Source organism: Burkholderia sp. M6-3, assembly GCF_050858985.1.
Classification (GTDB): Bacteria; Pseudomonadota; Gammaproteobacteria; order Burkholderiales; family Burkholderiaceae; genus Paraburkholderia; species Paraburkholderia caledonica.
The window spans coordinates 81,347-104,643 of the sequence record NZ_CP110090.1 but is presented as its reverse complement, the minus strand read 5'-3'; the positions used below and the strand labels follow the sequence as shown (position 1 = coordinate 104,643).

The following is a 23,297-nucleotide window of genomic DNA, read 5'->3' as shown; positions in this document are numbered from 1 at the left end:
CGAATCACGTGTAGCCTGCATGCATGTTGATCGCTATTCCCGCCTGTTTGCGCGCTGCACCGGCCATCAAGGCCCGCCCGGCTGTCCGCCGCGCAGTTTTCCATCGAATCCCGGGCTCCCGCGCAGTCGATCGCGATGCCGCCATTGGCATGCTTGGTGCTGCTATTGGCGCACATTTGACCGCGCGACACGTTGCCTACCTGTAAAGCCATGCATACTCTTCTGAGCACCCGTTTTACGCGAGCCGCACTTAAAGCGGCCCGGCCCGCGCGTCGCCATGTGGTGCGCGCTCTGCGTCACCACGCCACGCGCACACGCGCTTTAGGCGAACAATGGCGCGACGCCCGAGCGGTCGACGGCATTCGCACCTGGTTCAATACTTTCTTCTCGGCGCTGCGCACACGCGGCGGTTCGCGCCGCTTTTCACTGCGCACGCTCCTGCGCAAACCGACACCAGTGCGCCTGAGCGCGACTCAGCGCGCGCCCGTCGCCGTGCCGGCGCAAAGCGCGAGCCGCCGTCCCCGTCGGATGTCGACGAACGGCAGCACGGGCTGGTTTGCGTTCGCGTTTGCGAGCCGCTGACGAGCCGCTAACGAGCCGCTGAGCAGCACGCGTCGCTAGCCGCAATGATGCGGCGGCTTCGGACGGTTTAAAGCACACCAGCGCTCGGGCCACGCGCGATGCCGACGCATCGCGCTTTGTCCGCGCCGAAGCGCCGAACAATCCACGGCCAATAAAAAACCCCGCGCGGCGCAAGCCGGCGGGGTTTTTCACACTAAAGACGCGTGCAGCTAGCGTTAATCGGCCAGCGCAGCGACCGGTTCGGTACCGGCAGCTTCCGCGAGTGCCAGAGCCTTGTCGGTGGCTTCCCACGTGAATTCCGGCTCTTCGCGGCCGAAGTGGCCGTAAGCCGCGCTCTTCTCGTAGATCGGGCGCAGCAGGTCGAGCATCTGGATGATGCCCTTCGGACGCAGATCGAAATGCTCCTGCACGAGGCGCGTGATCGTTGAATCCGAAACGCGGCCCGTGCCGAACGTGTTGACCATGACCGAAGTCGGCTGCGCGACGCCAATGGCGTACGACACCTGAATCAGGCAGCGCGATGCGAGACCGGCCGCCACGATGTTCTTCGCGACATAACGGCCCGCATAAGCAGCCGAGCGGTCGACCTTCGACGGATCCTTGCCCGAGAACGCGCCGCCGCCGTGGGGCGCCGCGCCGCCGTACGTATCGACGATGATCTTGCGCCCCGTCAAACCGCAGTCGCCTTGCGGACCGCCGATCACGAAACGGCCGGTCGGGTTCACGAGGAACTTGATGTCGCCCTTGATGAGTTCAGCCGGCAGCGTCGGCTTGATGACTTCTTCGATCACGGCTTCGCGCAGCGTATCGAGGTCGATGTCCGGCGAATGCTGCGTGGAAAGCACCACGGTGTCGATGGAGTGCGGCTTGCCGTCGACATAGCGCACGGTGACTTGCGACTTCGCGTCCGGACGCAGCCAGGGCAGACGGCCGTCACGGCGCAGATTCGCCTGGCGCTCGACCAGTCGATGCGACAGGTGGATCGGCAACGGCATCAATTCAGGCGTTTCTTCGCACGCGTAGCCGAACATCAGGCCCTGGTCGCCCGCGCCCTGATCGAGGTTGTTGTCGTGCGCACGGTCCACGCCTTGGGCGATGTCCGGCGACTGCTTGTCGTACGCGACGAGCACCGCGCAACCGCGGTAGTCGATACCGTAGTCGGTGTTGTCGTAGCCGATGCGCTTGATCGTGTTGCGCGCGATCTGGATGTAGTCGACGTTGGCGGTCGTGGTGATTTCGCCCGCGAGCACCACGAGACCGGTGTTACACAGCGTTTCCGCGGCAACGCGCGAGTATTTGTCCTGCGTCAGGATGGCGTCGAGAATCGCGTCGGAGATCTGGTCCGCGACTTTGTCGGGATGGCCTTCGGAAACGGATTCGGAGGTGAAGAAATAGTCGTTTGCCACGTTGCAGACTCCTGTTTTGTGGTTACGGTTGAGTTTCACGTAGCCAGCTTCGGGAGTCTGAAGCGGCGACGCTTTAGCGGATTACCTTACCGGCAGGCGCATATCACGTGGATCGCACCGCCCGGCTTCGCCCCGCAAGTTGTCTATTAACTCGGCGAAGCCCTTATTATAGCGACTTCCATTGATTGTCACAGAGTGCCCACGAGTGCGGTATTACGTCCACCTCTCCGCTTTCCTGAACCCCGTCCCGCAAAACGCCTCCATGGAGGCCACATGCTGAGCCGCCTTGGAGCCCGGCTCGCGATCGGCCTGCTCAAACTTTTCGCGCTGCTGCCGTATGGTCTCATCGCCCGCCTCGGCGACGGACTCGGCTGGCTGCTGTATCAGATTCCCAGCCGGCGCAAGCGCATCGTCCATATCAACCTGAGCCTCTGCTTCCCACAATGGAGCGACGAGCGGCGTGAAGAAGTCGCGCAGAAGCATTTCCGTCACGCGATCCGCAGTTACCTCGAACGCAGCGTGCAGTGGTTCGGCTCCGCCAAAAAACTCGAGAAGCTGATCCAGCTCGACAGCGCGATCGATTTGACCGACCCCAATCTGCCGCCCACGCTTTTTCTCGGCTTTCACTTCGTGGGCATCGAGGCGGGCTCGATCTTTCTCAATTACTCGCTCAAGCGCCGTTGCGGCTCGCTTTATCAGCCGATGTCGAATCCGGAGCTGGAAAAAGTCGCCAAGGCGGCCCGCGCGCGTTTCGGCGCGGACATGGCAAGCCGCGCCGACAGCGCGCGCATCGTGCTGCGCTGGTTGCGCGAACGCAAGCCGGTCATGCTCGGCGCCGACATGGACTACGGCGCGCGCAATTCAACTTTCGTGCCGTTTTTCGGCGTGCCGACCTGCACGCTGACCGCCGTCGGACGTCTTTCGAAAGTCGGTCATGCGCAAGTCGTGCCGTTCATCGGCGAAGTGCTGCCTAACTACAAGGGTTATCGCCTGAAGGTGTTCAAGCCGTGGGACAACTATCCGACCGGCGACGACGAAGCGGATGCGCGACGCATGAACGCTTTCCTCGAAGAACAGATTCCGTTGATGCCCGAGCAGTACTACTGGGTCCACAAGCGTTTTAAGACGCGGCCGCCCGGCGTGCCGAGCGTGTATTGAAGTCGGCCTGCCCGGCTGGTGAGGTTGGAAGCAGCGCCCCGTTCGGCTCACCGACTTGGCTCACCAGCTTGGCTCACCGGTTTGGCTTACTTATGGGCGCGTCACTTACAATAGCGTGATGAAACTGAAATTCACCAAAATGCACGGCGCGGGCAACGACTTTGTCGTGCTCGACGGCTACACCCAACCGGTCAACCTGACGCCGGCGCAGGTGCGCGCACTTGCGGACCGGCATTTTGGCGTGGGCGCCGACCAGCTTCTGCTGGTCGAGAAGCCGACGGTGGAAGGCGTCGACTTCAGATATCGCATCTTCAATTGCGACGGCGGCGAAGTCGAACATTGCGGCAACGGCGCCCGCTGCTTCGTGAAGTTCGTCCGCGACAGCGGCCTCACCGATCAGCGCAGCGTGCGCGTGCAGGTGCAGAACGGCACGATCACGCTGACCATGCAGGAAAACGGCGAAGTGCTGGTCGATATGGGCACGCCGGTGTTCGACCCGGAACGCGTGCCTTTCGCTACCAAAGGTCTCGAAGGGCGCCAGGAAGGAGCGGACACGCTATGGCCGCTCGACGTCAACGGCACCACACGCTGGATTTCGGTCGTGTCGATGGGCAATCCGCACGCCGTGCAAGTGGTCGACGACGTAGAGCAGTTCCCTGTGCTCGTCGAAGGTCCGGTGATCGAGCGGCACGCGCGCTTTCCGCAGCGGGTCAACGCGGGCTTCATGCAGATCGTCGGTCGCAGTGAAATCAAACTGCGCGTGTATGAGCGCGGTGCCGGTGAAACGCTGGCGTGCGGCACGGGCGCCTGCGCGGCAGTCGCAGCGGGCATTCGCCGCGGATTGCTCGACGCGCCGGTGCTCGTGCATACGCATGGCGGCAAGCTCACCATCTCATGGGACAGCAAGCAGCAAAACGAACCTTTGCTGATGGCGGGCCCCGCCACAACCGTTTTTCAGGGCGAGATCGAACTGGCCGATTGAACGCCTCCAGTTCCATCGCGCATGACTGGTGCACAAACTCTTTTGATCGACGCGTCGCATGAAGGCGTCGTCCCGTAGTCCTACAGCCGAAACCATGAACGATCGCGAAGTCGCCGAATACCTGCTCGCCAACCCCGAATTCTTCACCGAACACGCGGAAATCCTCGCGACCATTCGCCTCGCGAACCCGCACGGCAAAGCCGCGGTGTCGCTGCAGGAGCGGCAAATGGAAATGTTGCGCGACAAGAACAAACATCTCGAGCGCCGGCTTGCCGAACTGCTGCGCTACGGCCACGAAAACGACAGCATCGCCTCGCGCTTCAATCGCTGGACGATCCGCGTCATGTCCGAGCGCGACTCGTACGCGCTGCCGCGCACGATCGCCAACGGCTTGCGAGACATCTTCGACGTGCCGCAGGCCGCGCTGCGCGTTTGGGACGTCGCCGAACCGTACGCCCAAGCGGACTTCGCGCGCCACGTCGGCGAGGAAGTACGCATTTTTGCGAACAGCCTGACCACGCCCTACTGCGGCGCGAACACGGGTTTCGAGGCGGCGCAATGGCTGGTGCCCGCGGCCGGCGCACCGGGCGCACAGGCCGCGTCCGACGAAAACACGTCGGGCGGCGCAGCGCCCGAGTCGGCGCATGTGACGGAGTCGATTGCACTTCTCGCGTTGCGCGATCCGGAGGGGAAGGACGAAGCGTCGGCTTTCGGCCTGCTGGTAATGGGCTCAGCGGACGCGCGGCGCTTCCACGAAGGCATGGCGACCGACTTCCTCACGCAGATCGGCGGGCTCGCGAGCGCGGCGCTCAGCCGTCTGCTTCCGCGCTGATTCAGCGAGCGCCACGCGTCAACCGCCGGTTAAAAAGCCAACCGTGACCGAAGCCGATCCCATCGCCGCCTATCTGTCGAATCTCGAACATGAGCGGCGGCTGTCGGCGCATACCTTGCGCGGCTACACGCATGAACTCGAAGAACTCCGGCTGCTGGCCAAGGGCCGGCCGCTCCAAAGCCTTACCGCCGTCGACATTCGCGGTGCTGTTTCGCGCGCGCATGCCGGCGGCCTGACGGCGCGCTCGATCAGTCACCGCCTGTCCGCATGGCGCGCGTTTTACCGCTGGCTCGCTGGCCGCGTCGATCTGCCTGCCAACCCGGTCGCCACCGTGCGCGCGCCGAAGCAGGCCAAGACGCTGCCCAAGGCACTGTCCGTCGACGACGCCAACCGCCTGATGGAAAGCCCGCCCGCCGCATCGGCAGAAGGGTTGCGCGATCACGCCATGCTTGAGCTGTTCTATTCGTCGGGGCTGCGTCTCGCGGAACTCGTCGGTCTGGACGCACGTTTCGCCGACGCCGACGGTTATCGCTCGGCGGGCTGGCTCAAGCTCGATTCCGCCGAAGTCGAAGTGCTCGGCAAGGGCAACCGGCGCCGCATCGTGCCGGTCGGCAGCAAGGCGCTCGACGCGCTCAACGCGTGGCTGGCAGTGCGCGATCAGATGGTAAAGCACGACCCGCATCCGCTTTTTCTGTCGGCGCGCGGCAACCGGTTGTCGCCGAATGTGGTGCGCGAGCGCGTAAAGCGCGCGGCCCTCGTGGCCGGCATTCCCGCCAATGTGCATCCGCACGTACTGCGGCATTCGTTTGCCACGCACGTGCTGCAGTCGAGCGGCGACCTGCGCGCCGTGCAGGAATTGCTCGGGCACGCGAGCATTACGGCGACGCAGGTCTACACCGGGCTCGATTTTCAGCATCTCGCGCACGTCTACGATCAGGCGCATCCGCGCGCCAAAAAACGCGACTGACGCCGCTTTGCGGCTTTTCGGTCTCCGCCTTCGCTTTATTCGTCGCGCGTGCGCAGCAAGCCGCGCGGCCCTTTGCTCTCGCTGACATCCTGATGAATATCGTTACGCTCAAACCGTCGAAAGAAAAATCGCTGCTGCGTCGCCACCCGTGGGTCTATGCAAACGCGATCGACCGGATCGACGGCAATCCCGCGCCCGGCGCGACCGTGCTGGTTCGCGCGCACGACGGCCGGTTTCTCGCGCGCGCCGCGTACAGCCCGCACTCGCAGATCCGCGCCCGCGTGTGGAGCTTTGACGAAAGCGAGCCGATCGACCATGCGTTTTTCAAGCGCCGCGTGCAGCGCGCGCTGGCGCACCGTCGAACCATGGTTCACGACACCGGCGCAGTGCGGCTCATTTTCGGCGAAGCGGACGGCCTGCCGGGACTGATCGTCGATCACTACGTCGCCGAAGACGAGGGCCAGCGCAGCCAGCTCGTGTGCCAGTTCATGGCGGCGGGCGTGGAAGCGTGGAAGGAGGCGATCGTTGCGGCACTGGTCGACGCGACCGGCTGTCCGAACGTCTACGAGCGTTCGGACGTGTCGATTCGTCAGAAGGAAGGGCTCGAACAGACCACCGGCGTGCTGGCGGGCGAGCCGCCCTCGGAGGCGCTGATCGCGAGCGAGAACGGCGTGCGCTATCACGTCGACGTGCGCAATGGCCATAAAACCGGCTTTTACGTCGATCAGCGCGACAATCGCCTGCTCGTGCAGCAGCTCGCGCAGGATCGCGACGTCTTGAACTGCTTCTGCTACACCGGCGGTTTTTCGCTGGCGGCGCTGAAAGGCGGCGCGGAGCGCGTGGTCTCGATCGATTCCTCCGGCGAAGCGTTGGCGCTCGCCCAGCAGAACGTGGCGGCGAACGGTTTCGACGCCGAACGCGCGACCTGGCTCGACGCCGACGCGTTCAAAACGCTGCGCCGCCTCTACGACGAAGGCGAGCGCTTCGACCTGATCGTGCTCGATCCGCCGAAATTCGCGCCTTCGCGTGAACACGTGGACCGCGCGTCGCGCGCTTACAAGGACATCAACCTGACCGGCCTCAAACTGCTGCGCCCGGGCGGCCTGCTGTTCACCTACTCGTGCTCCGGCGCGATCGATTCCGAGTTGTTCCAGAAGATCGTTTCGAGCGCCGCCGCCGATGCACGCGTCGACGCGCGCATCCTCAAGCGCCTGGGCGCCGGGGTGGATCATCCGTTGCTCACAGCATTCCCGGAAGGTGAATACCTGAAAGGCCTGCTGTTGCAAATCGCCTGATCGCCTATAGATTCAAGGTTATTTCGCGCTGGGGCGTGCGCGGCGGCGGCTTCTCAATTCCGCCTGCCAGCGTCGGCTTGACAGATATGTTTCAATAACCGGCTAGACGGGCCGCGCGCCGCGAGGCTGCCGCGCCCGCTTGTGTATACGCATCGTTTTACGACCATATAGGCGAACAACATGATCCCAGTCACCATCCTGACCGGCTTTCTCGGCAGCGGCAAAACCACCCTGCTCAAGCGCATCCTGAATGAAAAGCACGGCATGAAGATCGCCGTGATCGAGAACGAGTTCGGCGAAGAAAACATCGACAACGAAATTCTCGTGCAGGACACGAGCGAGCAGATCATTCAGATGAGCAACGGCTGCATCTGCTGCACGATCCGCGGTGACCTGTCACGGGTGCTCAGCGACCTGGCCGCGCAAAAGCAGTCGGGCAAGCTGGATTTCGACCGCGTGGTCATCGAAACGACCGGCCTCGCAAATCCCGGCCCCGTTGCGCAGACTTTCTTCATGGACGATCAGATCGCCAGCGAATTCCTGCTCGACGCGATCATCACGCTGGTCGACGCGAAGCACGCGAACCATCAGCTGGACGAGCATGAAGTCGTGCAACGCCAGGTCGGTTTCGCCGACCGCCTGTTCATCACCAAGGCCGATCTCGTCGACGAGCAGCACCTGGATGATCTGCGCCACCGTCTGTTGCACATGAATCCGAAGGCGGCGATCAAGGTCGTCAATTTCGGCGAAGCGGACATCAAGGAGATCTTCGACCTGCGCGGTTTCAACCTGAATTCGAAGCTCGAGATCGATCCGGACTTCCTCGTTGAAGACGAACACGCGCATAGCCATGCGCACGCGCACGACGAGCACGGCAACACGCACGCTCATGGTGACGATCATGCGAACTGCGATCACGACCATGGCCATTGCGATCACGAAGGCCATGATCACGCGCACCACCCTCACGCGCATCACGACGACAAAATCAAGTCGTTCGTGTACCGCAACGACCGTCCGTTCGATCCGAACAAGCTGGAAGACTTCCTCGGCGGCATTCTGCAGATTTACGGCGAACGGCTGCTGCGCTATAAGGGCGTGCTGTACATGAAGGGCGTCGATCGCAAAGTGGTCTTCCAGGGCGTGCATCAGATGATGGGCAGCGATCTCGCGGCGAAATGGCAACCGGTCGAGAAGAAGACCAACAAGATGGTGTTTATCGGTATCGAATTGCCGCAAGACCTGATTACAGACGGTTTGGACGCTTGTCTTGCCTGAACGACGTTGTCGACATTCAGGCAATAGTCAGCAGAAAAAGCATGACGCGGCGGCGCAATCGCCGCCGTGAAATGTGCGCTGGCGCACACGTGTGAAAAGAGCGTGAAAACCCTGCTGTATTAATGCGTGCACGACCATCGCTTTTTGACCGTTCGCGCGTTATATTTTCGGGATACCGGTGCGCCGCAGAGGGATTTCCACCAGTTGCGGTGCCGGATTGTGATTCAGTTACAATACGTGCCCACTGGAGAATGAGAACGATTTGCCCGGTCAGTGCGCGGTCAGTGAATAGTGCGCGCCGGGCCTGAAGCGGCGCCGGAAAATCTAATCCGGGGAACACGCCGACAGTGCCCGCCGCCGCAGCCTGACAAGGCTGGTGCCCGGGAGCAATACCTCAGGAGCATTTGAGAATCGGTTTCCAGAGGAGTTCGGCCCCGCATTGGCGTTACGACGCCCGAGTTGGGCGAGAGACGCTCCGGCGTCACGACAGCCCATCGTCCGTGTCCGCCCTGCGCTCCGCGTCCCAGGCGCCTTGCGGGCAATACGAAAGTGCGGGCACTATGCAGAGTTTTGCCTCACATTGAAGAAGTAAGCCAGATGACGACGAAACGACTCTTGACCGAAGCCGAAATCCTGAAGATGAGCGACAAGGATTACATGAATGAGGATCAGCTCGCTTTCTTCAAGAACAAGCTCGAACAGCTGCAGGCGGACATTCTCCGCAATGCCGGCCAGACGACCGAGAACTTGCGCGAGACCGTGATCGTGCCGGACCCGGCCGACCGCGCAACGATCGAGGAAGAGCACGCTCTCGAACTGCGCACGCGCGACCGCGAGCGCAAGCTGCTGAAGAAGGTGCAGCAGTCGATCGCGCGCATCGACTCTGGCGACTACGGCTGGTGCGAAGAAACCGGTGAGCCGATCGGCATTCCGCGTCTGCTCGCGCGGCCCACGGCTACCCTGTCGCTCGAGGCGCAGGAGCGCCGCGAACTGCGCCAGAAGCTCTTCGGCGACTGAACGCCGGCGGCGCGGCTTCGGCGCTGCGCCAACAAACGCTGCTTCGTCGAGAGGCGCACGGTGATCCGTGCGCCTTTTTTCTTTTGCGCGCGAATCTCGCACATCACGCGTGCACGTCATCCTGCGAAGTCACGTTTTTTGTCTTATGCCGTTTGCCGGCTCTTGATATGACAGCGCAAGCCCTAAAATAAACCGGACATGCGCTGTACGAGCGCGCCGACCGCCAGCACTACAGGCGTCGCGCGCCGTCCGCTTCCAGGATTCATGCGGTGGCGCATCTCGCCGCCGTGTCCTACCCGCTTTGCAAAGAGGAACGCATATGGAGCAATTTCACGGCACGACGATCGTCTCCGTGCGCCGCGGCGACAAGGTCGCGCTTGGCGGCGACGGCCAGGTGACGCTCGGCAACATCGTCATGAAGGGCGGTGCGAAGAAGGTCCGGCGCATTTATAACGGCAAGGTGCTGGTCGGCTTCGCAGGCGGCACGGCCGACGCATTTTCGCTGCTCGACCGCTTCGAAGCGAAGCTCGAAAAGCATCAGGGCAACCTCACGCGAGCCGCAGTGGAGCTCGCAAAAGACTGGCGCACCGACCGCATGTTGCGTCGTCTCGAAGCCATGCTGATTACGGCGGACGCGACCACCACGCTCGTTATCACCGGTAACGGCGACGTGCTAGATCCCGAAGGCGGCATTTGCGCGATCGGTTCGGGCGGCGCATATGCGCAAGCCGCCGCGAAAGCCCTCGCCGACAACACCGAGTTGTCGCCTCGCGAGATCGTGGAAAAGTCGCTGGAGATAGCCGGCGACATGTGCATCTACACGAACCATAACCGCGTCATCGAGACGATCGAGTAAGGACCCACGATGAGCACCATGACCCCTGCCGAGATCGTCTCGGAACTCGACAAACATATCATCGGCCAAGGCCGCGCGAAAAAAGCGGTGGCCGTAGCGCTGCGCAACCGGTGGCGCCGTCAGCAGGTAGAAGACCCGCTGCGTCAGGAAATCACGCCGAAAAACATTCTGATGATCGGACCGACCGGCGTCGGCAAGACCGAGATTGCGCGGCGGCTGGCCAAGCTCGCGGACGCGCCGTTCATCAAGATCGAAGCCACCAAATTCACCGAAGTGGGCTACGTGGGCCGCGACGTCGACAGCATCGTGCGCGATCTGATCGAGATATCGGTCAAGCAGACTCGCGAATCGGAAATGCGCAAGGTGCGAACCAAGGCTGAAGACCAGGCCGAAGACCGCATTCTCGACATCCTTCTGCCGAGCGCGCGTCCGGTTGGCTTCGGCTCCAGTTCGAGCGCCATTGACACCGCCGACGAAGGCGGCACCACTCGTCAGACGTTCCGCAAGCGTCTGCGCGAAGGACTGCTCGACGACAAGGAGATTGAACTCGACGTCGAACAGCCGCAAGTCGGCATGGACATCATGGGGCCGCCGGGAATGGAAGACATGACCGAGCAGATCCGTTCGATGTTTGCCAACATCGGCGGCGGCAAAAAAATGCGCCGCAAGATGAAAGTGAAGGAAGCGCTGAAGGTTCTCACCGACGAAGAAGCCGGCAAGATGCTGAACGACGAAGAGGTGAAAACCAAGGCGGTTCAGAACGTCGAGCAGAACGGCATTGTGTTTCTCGACGAAATCGACAAGATCGCGTCGCGCAATGAGGCTGGCGGCGGCGAAGTGTCCCGTCAAGGCGTGCAGCGCGACTTGCTGCCGCTCGTGGAAGGCACCACCATCAACACCAAGTACGGCATGGTGAAGACGGATCACATTCTGTTCATCGCGAGCGGCGCATTCCATCTGGCAAAGCCGAGCGATCTGATTCCCGAACTGCAAGGGCGCTTTCCGATCCGCGTGGAACTGGATTCGTTGTCCGTGAAGGACTTCGAGTCGATTTTGGTGTCGACGGACGCGAGCCTCGTCAAGCAATACCAGGCACTGCTCGCCACAGAAGACGTGCATCTTGAATTCGCCGACGACGGCATTCGCCGCCTCGCCGAAATCGCTTATTCGGTGAACGAAAAGACCGAGAATATCGGCGCGCGCCGTCTATATACGGTTATCGAAAAGCTGCTCGAAGAAGTGTCGTTTTCCGCCGGCAATCACTCCGGCCACACGGTGCAGATCGACGCGGCCTATGTGGATCGCGCGCTGAACGAAGTCGCCGAAGACGAAGACCTGTCGCGTTACGTGCTGTGACGTGGGGACGTAGTCACATCAAGCGTTGAACGAACGCAAAAACGGGCTGCCTGTAAAAAGGCAGCCCGTTTTCTTTTGCACAATGTCAGCAATAGCTCCGCGCTTACTGCTTGACTGGCCGCTTCGCGAGTTTGCGCTGCAACGTCCGCCGATGCATGTTCAAAGCGCGCGCGGTGGCCGAGATATTGCCGCCATGCTCGGCGAGCACGCGTTGAATATGCTCCCACTCGAGCCGCGCGACAGACAATGGCGTCGGATGCTCGATCGCCTCTTCCGCCTGCAACGCGCTGGCCTCGCTTTGCAGCGCAGACAGAATAGTTTCGACGTTGGCAGGCTTTGCCAGATAGTTGTCCGCACCGTCTTTCACCGCTTGCACCGCGGTGGCGATGCTTGCATAGCCGGTCAGCACCAGCATGCGAGCGTCGGGCTGCAAATCACGTAGCGGTGCGACGAGCGTGAGGCCGGAGTCGTTGCCAAGGTGCAGGTCTACCGTGATCTGACTGAATTTTTGCTGGTTTGCCAGCTTGATCGCTTCGTCCGCGTTGTGCGCTTCGCTCACGGTGTACCCGCGACGCGTCAGGCCACGAGCGAGGATGCCGGAGAACACCTCGTCGTCGTCGATCACCAGAAAATTCATTTCGCTCATGCCTGTTTCTCCGTGTTGGATGGTGCGGCGCCTTGACGGCCCGTGCCGGATATTTTTCGCTCGGTGAGCGGCAACCGCAAAACCGCGCGCGTGCCACGCGGCTTGATCGAACTGACGTCGGTCAATTCGATCGAGCCTTTGAGGCGCGCCGCCGCCGAAAAAGCCAGATACAAGCCGACGCCGTGGCCGCCTTGCGTGCTCTCGACCGGCACCGCGCCGAGGGAGCCGCGCAGCGCGGCTGGAATGCCGGGGCCGGCGTCGCATACTTCGAACTCGACCTGATCGCCGCGCGCGGTCAATGCGCATGACAACGTGACGTGATCGCGGCTCGCACGCGCGGCGTTGTCGAGCAAAATCGTCAGAATCTGGCTGACGGCAACCGTGTCGTCGAGACCGACATCGGCAGGCGGCGTGCCGATCCGCTCGAACTTCACATGCGGATGACGCAAGCGCCACTGCTCGGCAAACGACTCGAGCCATTCGTCGACAGGCTGACGGTTCGTCGCGGTCGTTGCGCGGCTGCGCAACCTGGCAAGCGCCGACGTGCACAGACCCATTTGTTGTTCGAGCAACTCGAGATCGGCCTTGTACGGCGCGAGCCCTTTATCGGTTCGCGCCGCGTCGCGCAGTTCTTCGGACAGCATCGCAATTGTAGACAGAGGCGTGCCGATTTCGTGAGCAACGGTAGCGGCCTGCACGCCAAGCGCGACCGCGCGTTCGTCGTGAAGCAAGCGCTGCTGCGCTTCTCCGAGCGCTGCGTCACGTAGCCGCAGGGCTCGCGACATGCGCGCGACGAACCATGCAATCAGCCCGACGCTCACCATGAAGTTGACCCACATGCCGGCGCGATAGTAGTCGAACAGGTTCGCGGGGTTGTCGAGATTCAACGGCACCGAGTCGAAGCCGAGCACCGCGTAACAGGCCACGGCGAATGCGGCGAGCCAGGCCATCAGTTGCCACGGCAGAACGGCTGCGGCAATGGCGAGCGACGGCAGGTACAGCGATACAAACGGATTCGTCGTGCCGCCGGATAGAAACAGCAACGCGGACAACGCGCCGAGATCGACCCAGATCTGACCGAACAGCTCCATGTTCGACTCGGGGCGCTGCTGCGCGACGCGCCACCACGTGAGTCCGTTGAAGAGCACCTCGAGCGAGATGACCAGCAGCATGGCCGGCAACGGCAAATGCACGCCGATAAAGATCTGCACGAACGCGATGGTCAGCAACTGACCGATGATCGCGAGGCTGCGCAGCCAGAACAAATGGCCCAGATTGACCCGACCCGTGTTGGTTATACGATGCATGACTTCAGTTTACCCGTTCGGACGCTTCCGAATCATCTCGCCGCTGCACGGCGATACCATAGGTTTCCTTGTTAGCGCGCGGAGCCGGTCGTTCGGCAGCCAATTATCCATGGTCACCTCTGACATGTCGTCAGCTTTCCTTAACTTCATGCGGCAAGCCGCCGCAGCCCGGCGAAACGGCGCTGCGGAATCCGAAACGCAATGGCTCGACGCCGCGGCACAACTCCACTCTCTCGGCAACGCGCCGCTCGCCTCGCTCATCCACGCTTTGATCGAGCAGCAACGCCACGGCGATGCGATCGAACTGGCCGCCATTATTGCGCAACTCGAAGCAAACAACGCCGACGCGCATTTTCGTCTCGGCTATGCGTTGCAAATGGCGAACCGTCACCACGAAGCCATCGCTCCATATCGCCGCGCGCTCGCACTGAACCCCTCATTGCCGTCGCTCCGCTGCAATCTCGCCGGCGCACTTGCGGTCAAGCACGGCGAGCTGAGCGAACAGATTCAGCTGCTCGAAGATACGCTCCAGGATCAACCTGACGACGGCAACAGCTGGACCAACCTGTCGAACGCTTATCGCAACAACATGGACGTACCTCGCGCGCTTGACGCAGGCGCGCGAGCCGTCCAGTGCGCACCGCTTAGTCCGCTCGCCCACAACAACTATGCGCTGGCACTACGTGAAGCGCAACGCTGGGCCGAGGCGGCACAAGCCTCGCAAACCGCTTGCGCGCTCGCGCCCACTGACGCGAGCATGCGTTTGAACCTCGCGATGCTGCAGCTCATGAGCGGCGACTATGCGAACGGCTGGCAGTCGCATGAAGCGCGCTGGAGCGGTTCGTCCGAACTGCGCGGCAATCGTCCTGCCTTGCCCGCGCCCACCTGGCGCGGCGAGTCGCTCGCCGGCAAAACGCTGTTAGTGTGGGGCGAGCAAGGCATGGGCGATGTGTTGCAGTTCAGCCGCTACATTCCGATGCTGGGCGAGCGTGTGCATCGCGAAGGCGGCCGCCTCGCATGGAATTCGTTTCCGCAAATGGGCGCCTTGCTCGCCCGCAGTCTCGGCGGGCATGTCGACCACTACTCGGCGGGCGGCGGCGTCGAATGGCTGCCGCCTTTCGACTTCGAGATTCCATTGATGAGCCTGCCGTTGATCTTCGGCACGCGCGAGGCGACCATTCCCACCACCACGCCTTACCTGTATGCGGACCCCGCGGCTGTGCAGCGCTGGCAGCAACGGCTTGCCGGCGAGTCGAGGCTAAAGGTAGGACTCACATGGACCGGCAGCCATGGTCATCAGCGCAATCCTTTCCGCCGGGTAGGCCGGGAACGCTATGCGAAGCACTTTGGCGGCATTCAGAACGTATCGTTCTATTCGCTGCAACCCGGCGCAGTTGCCGAGGTCGACGCGGCAAACGCCGCAGGCCTGCCGCTTACCGATTACACCGCCGAATTTTCGACCTTCGACGACACAGCCGCCTTTGTCGGCGGGCTCGATCTTGTTATCAGCGTTTGCACGTCGGCTGCGCATCTGAGCGGCGCGCTCGGACAGCGCACATGGGTGCTGCTCGACGTCAATCCGCACTGGGTCTGGCTGACCGGTCGCCGCGACAGTCCGTGGTATCCCGGCGCGACGCTGTACCGGCAGGAAAACTTCGGCAACTGGGACCCGGCGCTTGAGGCGGTGGCCCGCGACCTCGAAGCACTCGCTGCCCGGCACCGCGCGGCCTGACGGGCCGCTGAAGCCAGCCGCGGCTTCGCCAGCAGCCCGGCGACGGTCGCGGCAGCTGTCACGGCAGCGTCACGGCAGATTGGCGCCAGGCTCGGCTTGGGCCGCTTTCGCGATCTCCGCGACGAGACATTCAGGGCAGAGGCAACGGCCGGCCGGATCCAGCCGGTCGCGCGGCAATGCGGGCATTTCGCGGCACCAGCAGTCGAAAGGCTCTGCATGCATCGCGCAGTCGAACGCGTTACCGCAGCGCGGGCAACGCGCGCTGCCTTGCGGGCGGGAAGCAGATGGTTTCATGGCAGGCAGATGGCCTCGCGAAGCATCGACGAGTCAATAATGCCACGGCCAGCGTCCCGCCGTGAGTCGTCCATTCGGCTAGTTCACAGGCGTGAGCGAGGCGCGGTACGCTCGGTCGTCGGCTGGCGCTGCAAACACCGCTTCCGCCGGACGCAAACACCGGCTGCGTGCCGCGAGCGCGCGTGTCGAAAACCCTGTTGCAGCGCGCCAGTCCTGTACAATTCGCCGTGTTTTAACTGTTCCGTGCCCGAGCCTGCCGCCATGTCCGAGCTTCCCGACCTTTCGCAGATTGCGCCCACCCTGAAGGCTGAAATCCTGGCCGAGGCGCTGCCTTACATTCGCCAGTATCACGGTAAGACCGTGGTCATCAAATACGGCGGCAACGCCATGACGGAGGAGCGGCTGAAGCAGGGGTTCGCGCGCGACGTCATTTTGCTGAAGCTGGTCGGCATCAATCCGGTCATCGTGCACGGCGGCGGTCCGCAAATCGACCAGGCGCTGAAGAAAGTCGGCAAGCAGGGCACGTTCATTCAAGGCATGCGCGTCACCGACGAAGAGACGATGGAAGTCGTCGAATGGGTGCTCGGCGGCGAAGTGCAGCAGGACATCGTTACGCTGATCAACCACTTCGGCGGACACGCGGTCGGTCTGACCGGCAAGGACGGCGGCCTGATCCACGCGCGCAAGATGCTGATGCCCGACCGTGACAATCCCGGTCAGTACGTCGACATAGGCCAGGTGGGCGAAGTCGAAGCCATCAACCCCGCGGTTGTAAAGGCGCTGCAGGACGACGCATTCATTCCGGTGATCTCGCCAATTGGTTTCGGCGAAGACGGCCTGTCGTACAACATCAACGCCGACCTCGTCGCGGGCAAACTGGCGGTCGTGCTGAACGCCGAAAAGCTCGTGATGATGACGAACATCCCCGGCGTGATGGACAAGGAAGGCAATCTGCTCACCGACCTGTCAGCGCGCGAAATCGACGGCCTGTTTGCCGACGGCACGATTTCCGGCGGCATGCTGCCGAAAATCTCGTCGGCGCTGGACGCGGCCAAGAGCGGCGTGCGCTCGGTGCATATTATCGACGGGCGTATCGAGCATTCGGTGCTGCTGGAAATTCTCACCGAGCAGCCGTTCGGCACAATGATCCGCTCGCATTGATTGCTGTCCCCCGCCCAGCACATAAGGCACGCCAAACCGGCGCGCCTTATGTGCACTGCGGCAACAATCCGGCAACGTACGGCCGCCGCGCGCAGCAACTGCTCCGGCCTGAACGGCCCTCCTGACCATGCGCACTCCAACTTCCCGACGCCGCCGTCCGCACATCGCAGGCGGCCGTCCGGTCTGGCTGTTCGATCTCGACAATACGCTGCACCATGCGTCGCACGCCATCTTCCCTGCAATCAATCAGGCGATGACGCAGTACATCATCGACGCGCTCCAGGTGGAGCTCGACGAAGCCAACCGTCTGCGCACCGGCTACACCGAGCGCTACGGCGCTGCGTTGCTGGGTCTGACGCGCCATCATCCACTCGACGCAAACGACTTCCTGAAGGTCGTGCACACGTTCCCCGATCTCGGCTCTATGGTCCGTCACGAGCGCGGCGTCGCGCGTCTCGTTGCGGCGCTGCCCGGCCGCAAGATCGTGCTGACCAATGCGCCCGAAGCGTACGCGCGGGCCGTGTTGGCGCAACTTCGTATCGAGCGCCTGTTCGAGCAGGTGATCGCCATCGAGCATATGCGCGACCGGCGCCGCTGGCGCGCAAAACCCGACCACGCGATGTTGCGCAAGGCGATGCGCGACGCTCATGTGTCGCTGAAAGACGTGATCCTCGTCGAAGACACGCGTTCGCACCTGAAGAATTACCGGCGCCTCGGCATCCGCACCGTGTGGATTACCGGCCATCTGCCGCGTAAGCCTCATGCGGACGGCGTGCCCACCCGGCTGCCGGGTACAGGCCGGCCGCACTATGTCGATCGCAGCATTCGTTCGTTAAAATCGCTACGACTGAGCACCCGCTCGGTTCGAGTGAAGCGCCAGCAGACGGGACGACAGCCATGCAGCCGATCGACAAGCCTGACGAAGCCCTAGCCGAACACGATCCCGCCGCGCCCGCTGCACCGCGCGGGCAGCGCCTGAAGCCGGGCGAGCGCCGCGTGCATATTCTCCAGACGCTCGCCTCCATGCTTGAGGCGCCGAAGAGCGAAAAAATCACCACGGCTGCGCTTGCGGCACGGCTCGGCGTGTCCGAAGCCGCGCTTTATCGGCACTTTGCCAGCAAGGCGCAAATGTTCGAAGGGCTAATCGAGTTCATCGAGCAGACCATCTTCGGATTGATCAATCAGATCGTCGACAGAGAAGAAAGCGGTGTGCTGCAGGCACGCGCAATCGCATTGGTGCTGCTGAATTTCTCCGCGAAAAATCCTGGCATGACCCGGGTACTGACATGTGAGGCGCTGGTCGGCGAACATGAGCGGCTGACCGTGCGCGTCAATCAGATGCTGGAGCGTGTGGAAGCTTCGTTGAAGCAATGTCTGCGCTTAGCCGCAACGAACGCCGATGCAGCCGCTCAGGACGCACCTTCGCCGGTGCCCGTTCCGGCCGACTACGATCCGGCCGTGAGGGCAAGCCTGCTGCTCAGCTATATCATCGGCCGCTGGCATCGTTTCGTTCGCAGCGGCTTCGTGCGCATGCCGGCCGCCGACGCGGATTCCCAATTACGAGTGATCCTTCAGTAGTCCGCCGAAGAAGGCGCGCCACGGGGCGTCAGACGCTGCCGCGCGAGTTTTTCCGCTATACTTTGCGCCTGATCGCGGCCCTGATTGTCTCCGGAAATCGCTTCCCAGCTTCTAATGCCGCGCTTCAGAACACGTCTAATACGTGTGTGAATTCCTGTTGTGAAAGCCTAGTACGCGCCGATTTGCTGACTCGATTGCGGGCGCGCGAACCAGTGGAAGATTTCCGCGGTTCACTATAAATGCGGCTAAAGAGGTCGTCAGCCGCGCACAAGTCTTTCTCCTCCGTGCTTTGCCGACGCCGTCTAGCCGCCCTGTCTTTGTCAAATGGCGGAATGAATGGAATCGATCGGTATCGTCGCTCCACAAAAAATGCATTTCACCGAGCCGTTGCGTCTGCAAAACGGCAGCTCGCTCGCCAGCTACGACCTGATGGTCGAGACGTATGGCACGCTCAACGCTGCGCGCAGCAATGCGGTACTCGTGTGTCACGCGCTGAACGCGTCGCATCACGTCGCAGGTGTCTATGCGGACAATCCGAAGGACATAGGCTGGTGGGACAACATGGTCGGCCCCGGCAAGCCGCTCGACACCAATAAGTTCTTCGTGATCGGCGTGAACAATCTCGGCTCGTGCTTCGGCTCGACGGGTCCCATGAGCATCGATCCCGCCACCGGCAATCCATACGGCGCGACGTTCCCCGTGGTCACGGTGGAAGACTGGGTCAACGCCCAGGCGCGCGTCGCGGATCAGTTCGGCATTACACGCTTTGCCGCTGTGATGGGCGGCAGCTTGGGCGGCATGCAGGCGCTCGCGTGGAGCATGATGTATCCGGAGCGGGTCGGGCATTGCATCGTGGTGGCGTCGACGCCCAAGTTGTCGGCGCAAAACATCGCGTTCAACGAGGTGGCGCGCTCGGCGATCCTGTCGGACCCCGACTTCCACGGCGGCAACTACTACGCGCATAACGTGAAGCCGAAACGCGGCCTGCGTGTCGCACGAATGATCGGCCACATCACATATCTGTCGGACGACGACATGGCCGAGAAATTCGGCCGGTCGCTGCGCCGTGCCGAGGGCGCGCTCGACGCATACAACTTCAACTTCGACGTGGAGTTCGAGGTGGAGTCGTATCTGCGCTATCAGGGCGACAAGTTCGCCGACTACTTCGACGCCAACACCTATCTACTGATCACGCGCGCGCTCGACTACTTCGATCCGGCGAAAGCCTTCGAAGGAGATCTGACAGCGGCCGTTGCCCATACAACGGCGAAGTATCTGATCGCGAGCTTCACAACCGACTGGCGTTTCGCGCCGGCCCGTTCGCGCGAACTCGTGAAGGCGCTGCTCGATCACAAGCGCACCGTCACCTACGCGGAAATCGACGCGCCGCACGGTCACGACGCCTTCCTGCTCGACGACGCGCGCTATCACAACCTGATGCGCGCCTACTACGAACGCATTGCGGACGAGGTGAACGCATGAACCAGCGAGCTCTGGACTATCTGGCGCTGCGCCCGGACTTTCGCGCGATCGCCCGCTGGGTCGAACCGCGCGCCACCGTGCTGGATCTCGGCTGCGGCGACGGCTCGCTGTTGTCGCTGCTCACCGAGGAACTGGACGTGCAAGGCTACGGCATCGAGATCAACGACGCCGGCGTACTGGCCGCGACGCAAAACGGCGTCAACGTGATCCAGCAGAATCTGGAAGACGGCCTGCGCCTCTTCGAAGACGGCAGCTTCGATTTCGCGGTTCTGTCGCAGACACTGCAAACCATTCACCAGACCGCCGCGATTTTGCGCGAGACCGTGCGTGTCGGCCGTGAATGTATTGTGTCGTTCCCGAACTTCGGCTACTGGGCGCACCGTCTTTCCGTGCTGCAGGGACGCATGCCGGTGTCGAAGTCACTGCCTTATCAATGGCACAACACGCCGAACGTGCGGGTGCTGACCATCAAGGACTTCGAGGCGCTCGCGCCCGAAGTCGGCATCGAAATTCTGGACCGTGTGGTACTGCACGACGGTCAGACGGTGCGATGGGGCGTGAACTGGCGTGGTAGTCTTGCGGTCTATCGCGTCAAGAAAAGCTAACGCAAGTTATCCACATGTCGAACCCGCCGCACGAGGCGCCTGCACTTACCGCTCACGAAGAACATCCCGGCTGGCGCGCGTTTTTTAATACGCGCATGCTGATCTGCGTCTTTCTCGGCTTTACGTCGGGACTGCCGCTGTTCACGCTCGTCTACCTGGTGCAGGCGTGGTTACGCTCCGAAGGCGTCAATCTGAAGGAAATCGGCCTCTTTGCGCTGATCCAGTTCCCGTACACCTGGAAATTCATCTGGGCCCCGTTGATGGACCGCTACGTCCCGCGCTTTCCGGGCTGGCGCCCGGGCAGACGGCGCGGCTGGATGCTCGTCACGCAGATTCTGGTCGCGGGGGCCATCGCAACGTTGGGCTTCGTGTCGCCGCGCGACTCGATCTGGACCGTCGCGGCATTGACGGCGCTGGTCGCATTCTTTGGCGCAAGCCAGGACATTTCGATCGACGCATACCGGCGTGAATTGCTAAGCGACACGCAACAAGGCCTTGGCAACGCGGTGCACGTGAATGCCTACAAGATCGCAGCGCTGGTACCCGGGTCGCTCGCGCTCATTCTGTCGGATCATTTGCCGTGGACTAGCGTGTTCATGGTCACCGCAGCGTTCATGGTGCCCGGTATGGTGATGACGCTCGTTGTGCGCGAACCCGAAGTGCACGGCACGCCGCCCAAGAATCTGCGCGAAGCGATCGTGCAGCCGTTCCGCGAATTCCTCGATCGTGACGGCTGGCGCGGCGCGCTGTTCGTGCTCGGCTTCATCTTTCTCTACAAGCTCGGCGACACCATGGCAACGACGTTGTCCACGTCGTTCTTCCTCGACATCGGCTTCTCGCGCACGCAGATCGGCGTGATCGCGAAGACTACGGCGTTCGGTGCGAGTCTCGCGGGCGGAATCGTCGGCGGTATCTGGCTGATGAAAATCGGCATCGGGCGAGGCTTGTGGATCTTCGGCATCCTGCAGATGGTGTCGACGCTCGGCTTCGCATGGCTTGCGCATCTCGGACCCGCCTCGCCCGGTTTGACGGCGGTTTATGACATCGCCGTGTGGATAAGCGAAGTTACGACGAGACTGCTCGCGTTCATCGGCGTCGACTGGTCAGTGCAACTCGAGCCGCGCTCTGTCGCGCTCGCGCTGGTCTACGGTTTCGAAACCTTCTCTACTGGTCTGACGATGGCGGCTTTCACCGCGTACATCGCCAGCACCACGGACCCGCGCTACACGGCTACCCAGTTCGCGCTCTTCACGAGTCTCGCTTCGGTGCCGCGCACGCTGGCTTCGGCGGCGAGCGGCTACGTGGTGGCAAAGATCGGCTGGTTGGACTACTTCATTGTCTGCACGGCGTTAGCCGTGCCGGGCATGCTGCTTCTGTTGCGCATCGCGCCGTGGAGAGACCGGTCGTGAAGGTGCGTCTCCCGAAGCGGTTGTTGTCGCCGGTCCCGCGTGCTGCGTGGTGCAAGGCCCGCCGCGGGTGGCATGCAGCGTTGAGCCTTGGCTTTCTGAGCCTGGTGAGTGCCGCAGCACCCTCCGGCGCTTATGCAGCCGCGGCAGCGCTCCCCGCGGCTGCGGCCCCGGCTACTGGTAACAGTGCCACCGCCGGCACGTCCGCTAATGCAACAGCGGCAGCACCGCCGGCGCCGGTCACAAAATCCGCAGCGCCATCCGCCGGCGCGGAAAGCGCCACTTCCGCGACACCGGCCGCGAGCAGTGCGGCCAACGCGACACCCTCCGGGAGCGGGCAGGCCGCAGGCACGTCGCCCGGTGCATCGGCGCAACCACCCGCTATCGTGCGAACCCCGACGGCAACGTCTTCGCCCACTGGCGCGACGAAACCCCCAGCGGGCGCGGCCGGGTCGGTGCCGTACAGCCCGAACAACCAGTTGCGCTTCGGCGACTATCTCGTGTTCCGTAATCTGGTGCCGTCGCCGGTGCTCGAGGCGCAAGCCGCCGAGGAGTTCAGCCAGATCGCGTACGGTGCGGAGCACGCAAACCGCCTCTACGGCGACACTGATGCGCACGTGACACGTGTCCGCTCGATCGTCGACAAAATGGTGCCGTACTCGCTCAAATGGAACGAGCGGGCAAAGGGTTGGAAGTGGGATGTCGCCGTGGTGCGCTCGCCCGACGTTCGTATGTACTGCCTGCCCGGCGGCAAGATTGTCGTGTACGGTGGACTGCTCGACCGCGCGCATCTGAACGACAACGAACTCGGCATGCTGATCGGCCACGAGATCGCGCATGCGCTGCGTGAACATGCGCGGGAGCGGCTCGGTCAATTGCAGGCGAGCCAGGTCAATTCGTCGGGCACGATTCCACAGCTGTTCGGTCTTGCGGATCTCGGCATGGCGCCGCTCGGCATCGGCTCCCGCCTGCTCGAAATGAAGTACGAAAACACTGACGAGACCGAAGCCGACGTGATCGGCAGCGACATCGCCTCTCGCGCAGGCTTCGATCCGCGCGCGGCAGTGACGCTTTGGGACAAACTCGCTCAGGCCACGCGCAGCAATCGCGAGCAGGGCTTCATCTACGTGCACCCGTACACGCCGGCGCGCCGCGACGACATCATCAAGCGCTTGCCCGATATGCTGCCGCTCTATGCAAAAGCCATTGGCAAGACCGTGGATGCGCTCCCGGACTACGCCGGCATGGGCCGCCCGCGCCGCAAGCTCGCGCGCGACTAAGACGGCTCGAGCAACTCCGCACGTCCTGTCAGACGTTGCTCACAATCGAGCTACGCATGTTCCAGCCGCCTGGCGAC

Annotated in this window: 22 protein-coding genes; 18 read left to right on the top strand and 4 right to left on the bottom strand. The window is 62.6% G+C overall.

Going from position 1 to position 23,297, the window contains the following annotated elements; translation table 11 throughout:
• The first annotated feature begins 210 nt into the window (after nt 1-210).
• Nucleotides 211-582, top strand: coding sequence for a hypothetical protein (locus tag OH764_RS00430; RefSeq protein WP_498847628.1), 372 nt, complete (start codon nt 211-213; stop codon nt 580-582).
• A 215-nt stretch (nt 583-797) separates the two neighbouring features.
• On the opposite strand, the gene metK is transcribed toward OH764_RS00430, so the two are convergent.
• Nucleotides 798-1,988 carry a methionine adenosyltransferase gene (metK, locus tag OH764_RS00425; RefSeq protein ID WP_020067236.1) on the bottom strand — a complete coding sequence of 397 codons (1,191 nt, stop codon included), beginning with the start codon at nt 1,986-1,988 and terminating at the stop codon, nt 798-800.
• 273 nt (nt 1,989-2,261) lie between these two features.
• Here metK and OH764_RS00420 point away from each other — a divergent pair, with 273 nt between their 5' ends.
• The 9 genes from OH764_RS00420 to hslU all read left to right on the top strand — a co-directional run bounded on the left by OH764_RS00420 (nt 2,262) and on the right by hslU (nt 11,729).
• Nucleotides 2,262-3,146, top strand: coding sequence for a lipid A biosynthesis lauroyl acyltransferase (locus OH764_RS00420; protein WP_498847627.1), 885 nt, complete (start codon nt 2,262-2,264; stop codon nt 3,144-3,146).
• A 118-nt stretch (nt 3,147-3,264) separates the two neighbouring features.
• Nucleotides 3,265-4,128 carry a diaminopimelate epimerase gene (dapF, locus tag OH764_RS00415; RefSeq protein ID WP_410801571.1) on the top strand — a complete coding sequence of 288 codons (864 nt, stop codon included), beginning with the start codon at nt 3,265-3,267 and terminating at the stop codon, nt 4,126-4,128.
• A gap of 94 nt (nt 4,129-4,222) precedes the next feature.
• Nucleotides 4,223-4,960 (top strand): DUF484 family protein, encoded by a 738-nt coding sequence (locus OH764_RS00410; RefSeq protein WP_498847626.1) that lies wholly within the window; start codon nt 4,223-4,225, stop codon nt 4,958-4,960.
• Between the two features lie 43 nt (nt 4,961-5,003).
• Nucleotides 5,004-5,927 carry a tyrosine recombinase XerC gene (xerC, locus tag OH764_RS00405; protein WP_498847625.1) on the top strand — a complete coding sequence of 308 codons (924 nt, stop codon included), beginning with the start codon at nt 5,004-5,006 and terminating at the stop codon, nt 5,925-5,927.
• A 92-nt stretch (nt 5,928-6,019) separates the two neighbouring features.
• Nucleotides 6,020-7,222 carry a class I SAM-dependent rRNA methyltransferase gene (locus OH764_RS00400; RefSeq protein ID WP_498847624.1) on the top strand — a complete coding sequence of 401 codons (1,203 nt, stop codon included), beginning with the start codon at nt 6,020-6,022 and terminating at the stop codon, nt 7,220-7,222.
• 180 nt (nt 7,223-7,402) lie between these two features.
• Nucleotides 7,403-8,500, top strand: a complete 1,098-nt coding sequence (locus OH764_RS00395; RefSeq protein ID WP_498847623.1) for a CobW family GTP-binding protein — start codon at nt 7,403-7,405, stop codon at nt 8,498-8,500.
• Between the two features lie 597 nt (nt 8,501-9,097).
• Nucleotides 9,098-9,517, top strand: coding sequence for an RNA polymerase-binding protein DksA (gene dksA / locus OH764_RS00390; RefSeq protein WP_012431412.1), 420 nt, complete (start codon nt 9,098-9,100; stop codon nt 9,515-9,517).
• A 319-nt stretch (nt 9,518-9,836) separates the two neighbouring features.
• Entirely contained in the window at nt 9,837-10,373 is a 537-nt protein-coding gene (gene hslV, locus OH764_RS00385) for an ATP-dependent protease subunit HslV (protein ID WP_020067243.1), read from the top strand.
• Between the two features lie 9 nt (nt 10,374-10,382).
• Nucleotides 10,383-11,729 carry an ATP-dependent protease ATPase subunit HslU gene (hslU, locus tag OH764_RS00380; protein ID WP_498847622.1) on the top strand — a complete coding sequence of 449 codons (1,347 nt, stop codon included), beginning with the start codon at nt 10,383-10,385 and terminating at the stop codon, nt 11,727-11,729.
• Between the two features lie 103 nt (nt 11,730-11,832).
• Here the strand turns inward: hslU and OH764_RS00375 are convergent, their stop codons facing one another.
• Nucleotides 11,833-12,375 (bottom strand): response regulator transcription factor, encoded by a 543-nt coding sequence (locus OH764_RS00375; RefSeq protein WP_007179684.1) that lies wholly within the window; start codon nt 12,373-12,375, stop codon nt 11,833-11,835.
• Complete coding sequence (locus tag OH764_RS00370; protein WP_498847621.1) at nt 12,372-13,682, bottom strand: ActS/PrrB/RegB family redox-sensitive histidine kinase; 1,311 nt, start codon at nt 13,680-13,682, stop codon at nt 12,372-12,374. Before OH764_RS00370 ends, OH764_RS00375 begins: the two co-directional genes overlap by 4 nt.
• A 109-nt stretch (nt 13,683-13,791) precedes the next feature.
• On the opposite strand from OH764_RS00370, the gene OH764_RS00365 reads away from it, so the two are divergent.
• Nucleotides 13,792-15,414 (top strand): tetratricopeptide repeat protein, encoded by a 1,623-nt coding sequence (locus OH764_RS00365; protein ID WP_498847620.1) that lies wholly within the window; start codon nt 13,792-13,794, stop codon nt 15,412-15,414.
• A gap of 69 nt (nt 15,415-15,483) precedes the next feature.
• Here OH764_RS00365 and OH764_RS00360 read toward each other — a convergent pair whose 3' ends face one another.
• Nucleotides 15,484-15,708 (bottom strand): cysteine-rich CWC family protein, encoded by a 225-nt coding sequence (locus tag OH764_RS00360; RefSeq protein ID WP_214878178.1) that lies wholly within the window; start codon nt 15,706-15,708, stop codon nt 15,484-15,486.
• 261 nt (nt 15,709-15,969) lie between these two features.
• Here OH764_RS00360 and argB point away from each other — a divergent pair, with 261 nt between their 5' ends.
• The 7 genes from argB to OH764_RS00325 all read left to right on the top strand — a co-directional run bounded on the left by argB (nt 15,970) and on the right by OH764_RS00325 (nt 23,220).
• On the top strand, nt 15,970-16,869 hold the full coding sequence (gene argB / locus OH764_RS00355; protein WP_013337747.1) for an acetylglutamate kinase: 900 nt from the start codon (nt 15,970-15,972) through the stop codon (nt 16,867-16,869).
• 127 nt (nt 16,870-16,996) lie between these two features.
• Nucleotides 16,997-17,800, top strand: coding sequence for an HAD family hydrolase (locus tag OH764_RS00350; protein WP_498847619.1), 804 nt, complete (start codon nt 16,997-16,999; stop codon nt 17,798-17,800).
• Nucleotides 17,767-18,447 (top strand): nucleoid occlusion protein SlmA, encoded by a 681-nt coding sequence (slmA, locus tag OH764_RS00345; protein ID WP_498847618.1) that lies wholly within the window; start codon nt 17,767-17,769, stop codon nt 18,445-18,447. Before OH764_RS00350 ends, slmA begins: the two co-directional genes overlap by 34 nt.
• Before the next feature lie 336 nt (nt 18,448-18,783).
• Nucleotides 18,784-19,929: a homoserine O-acetyltransferase gene (gene metX, locus OH764_RS00340; RefSeq protein WP_498847617.1), complete on the top strand. Its 1,146-nt coding sequence runs from the start codon at nt 18,784-18,786 to the stop codon at nt 19,927-19,929.
• Nucleotides 19,926-20,534 carry a methionine biosynthesis protein MetW gene (gene metW / locus OH764_RS00335; protein ID WP_020067251.1) on the top strand — a complete coding sequence of 203 codons (609 nt, stop codon included), beginning with the start codon at nt 19,926-19,928 and terminating at the stop codon, nt 20,532-20,534. The genes metX and metW overlap by 4 nt, the downstream gene beginning before the upstream one ends.
• Nucleotides 20,535-20,548: 14 nt before the next feature.
• Entirely contained in the window at nt 20,549-21,943 is a 1,395-nt protein-coding gene (locus OH764_RS00330) for an AmpG family muropeptide MFS transporter (protein WP_498847616.1), read from the top strand.
• Nucleotides 21,940-23,220 (top strand): M48 family metallopeptidase, encoded by a 1,281-nt coding sequence (locus OH764_RS00325; protein WP_498847615.1) that lies wholly within the window; start codon nt 21,940-21,942, stop codon nt 23,218-23,220. Before OH764_RS00330 ends, OH764_RS00325 begins: the two co-directional genes overlap by 4 nt.
• Nucleotides 23,221-23,297 lie beyond the last annotated feature (77 nt).

Coding starts and splice junctions, on each gene's coding strand:
- hslV (WP_020067243.1), top strand. CDS start 9,837: ATGGAGCAATTTCACGGCACGACGATCGTCTCCGTGCGCCGCGGCGAC.
- dksA (WP_012431412.1), top strand. CDS start 9,098: ATGACGACGAAACGACTCTTGACCGAAGCCGAAATCCTGAAGATGAGC.
- OH764_RS00410 (WP_498847626.1), top strand. CDS start 4,223: ATGAACGATCGCGAAGTCGCCGAATACCTGCTCGCCAACCCCGAATTC.
- OH764_RS00375 (WP_007179684.1), bottom strand. CDS start 12,375: ATGAGCGAAATGAATTTTCTGGTGATCGACGACGACGAGGTGTTCTCC.
- OH764_RS00395 (WP_498847623.1), top strand. CDS start 7,403: ATGATCCCAGTCACCATCCTGACCGGCTTTCTCGGCAGCGGCAAAACC.
- OH764_RS00400 (WP_498847624.1), top strand. CDS start 6,020: ATGAATATCGTTACGCTCAAACCGTCGAAAGAAAAATCGCTGCTGCGT.
- OH764_RS00370 (WP_498847621.1), bottom strand. CDS start 13,682: ATGCATCGTATAACCAACACGGGTCGGGTCAATCTGGGCCATTTGTTC.
- metW (WP_020067251.1), top strand. CDS start 19,926: ATGAACCAGCGAGCTCTGGACTATCTGGCGCTGCGCCCGGACTTTCGC.
- OH764_RS00430 (WP_498847628.1), top strand. CDS start 211: ATGCATACTCTTCTGAGCACCCGTTTTACGCGAGCCGCACTTAAAGCG.
- OH764_RS00360 (WP_214878178.1), bottom strand. CDS start 15,708: ATGAAACCATCTGCTTCCCGCCCGCAAGGCAGCGCGCGTTGCCCGCGC.
- OH764_RS00365 (WP_498847620.1), top strand. CDS start 13,792: ATGGTCACCTCTGACATGTCGTCAGCTTTCCTTAACTTCATGCGGCAA.
- OH764_RS00350 (WP_498847619.1), top strand. CDS start 16,997: ATGCGCACTCCAACTTCCCGACGCCGCCGTCCGCACATCGCAGGCGGC.
- OH764_RS00420 (WP_498847627.1), top strand. CDS start 2,262: ATGCTGAGCCGCCTTGGAGCCCGGCTCGCGATCGGCCTGCTCAAACTT.
- OH764_RS00330 (WP_498847616.1), top strand. CDS start 20,549: ATGTCGAACCCGCCGCACGAGGCGCCTGCACTTACCGCTCACGAAGAA.
- dapF (WP_410801571.1), top strand. CDS start 3,265: ATGAAACTGAAATTCACCAAAATGCACGGCGCGGGCAACGACTTTGTC.
- metX (WP_498847617.1), top strand. CDS start 18,784: ATGGAATCGATCGGTATCGTCGCTCCACAAAAAATGCATTTCACCGAG.
- argB (WP_013337747.1), top strand. CDS start 15,970: ATGTCCGAGCTTCCCGACCTTTCGCAGATTGCGCCCACCCTGAAGGCT.
- hslU (WP_498847622.1), top strand. CDS start 10,383: ATGAGCACCATGACCCCTGCCGAGATCGTCTCGGAACTCGACAAACAT.
- slmA (WP_498847618.1), top strand. CDS start 17,767: ATGCAGCCGATCGACAAGCCTGACGAAGCCCTAGCCGAACACGATCCC.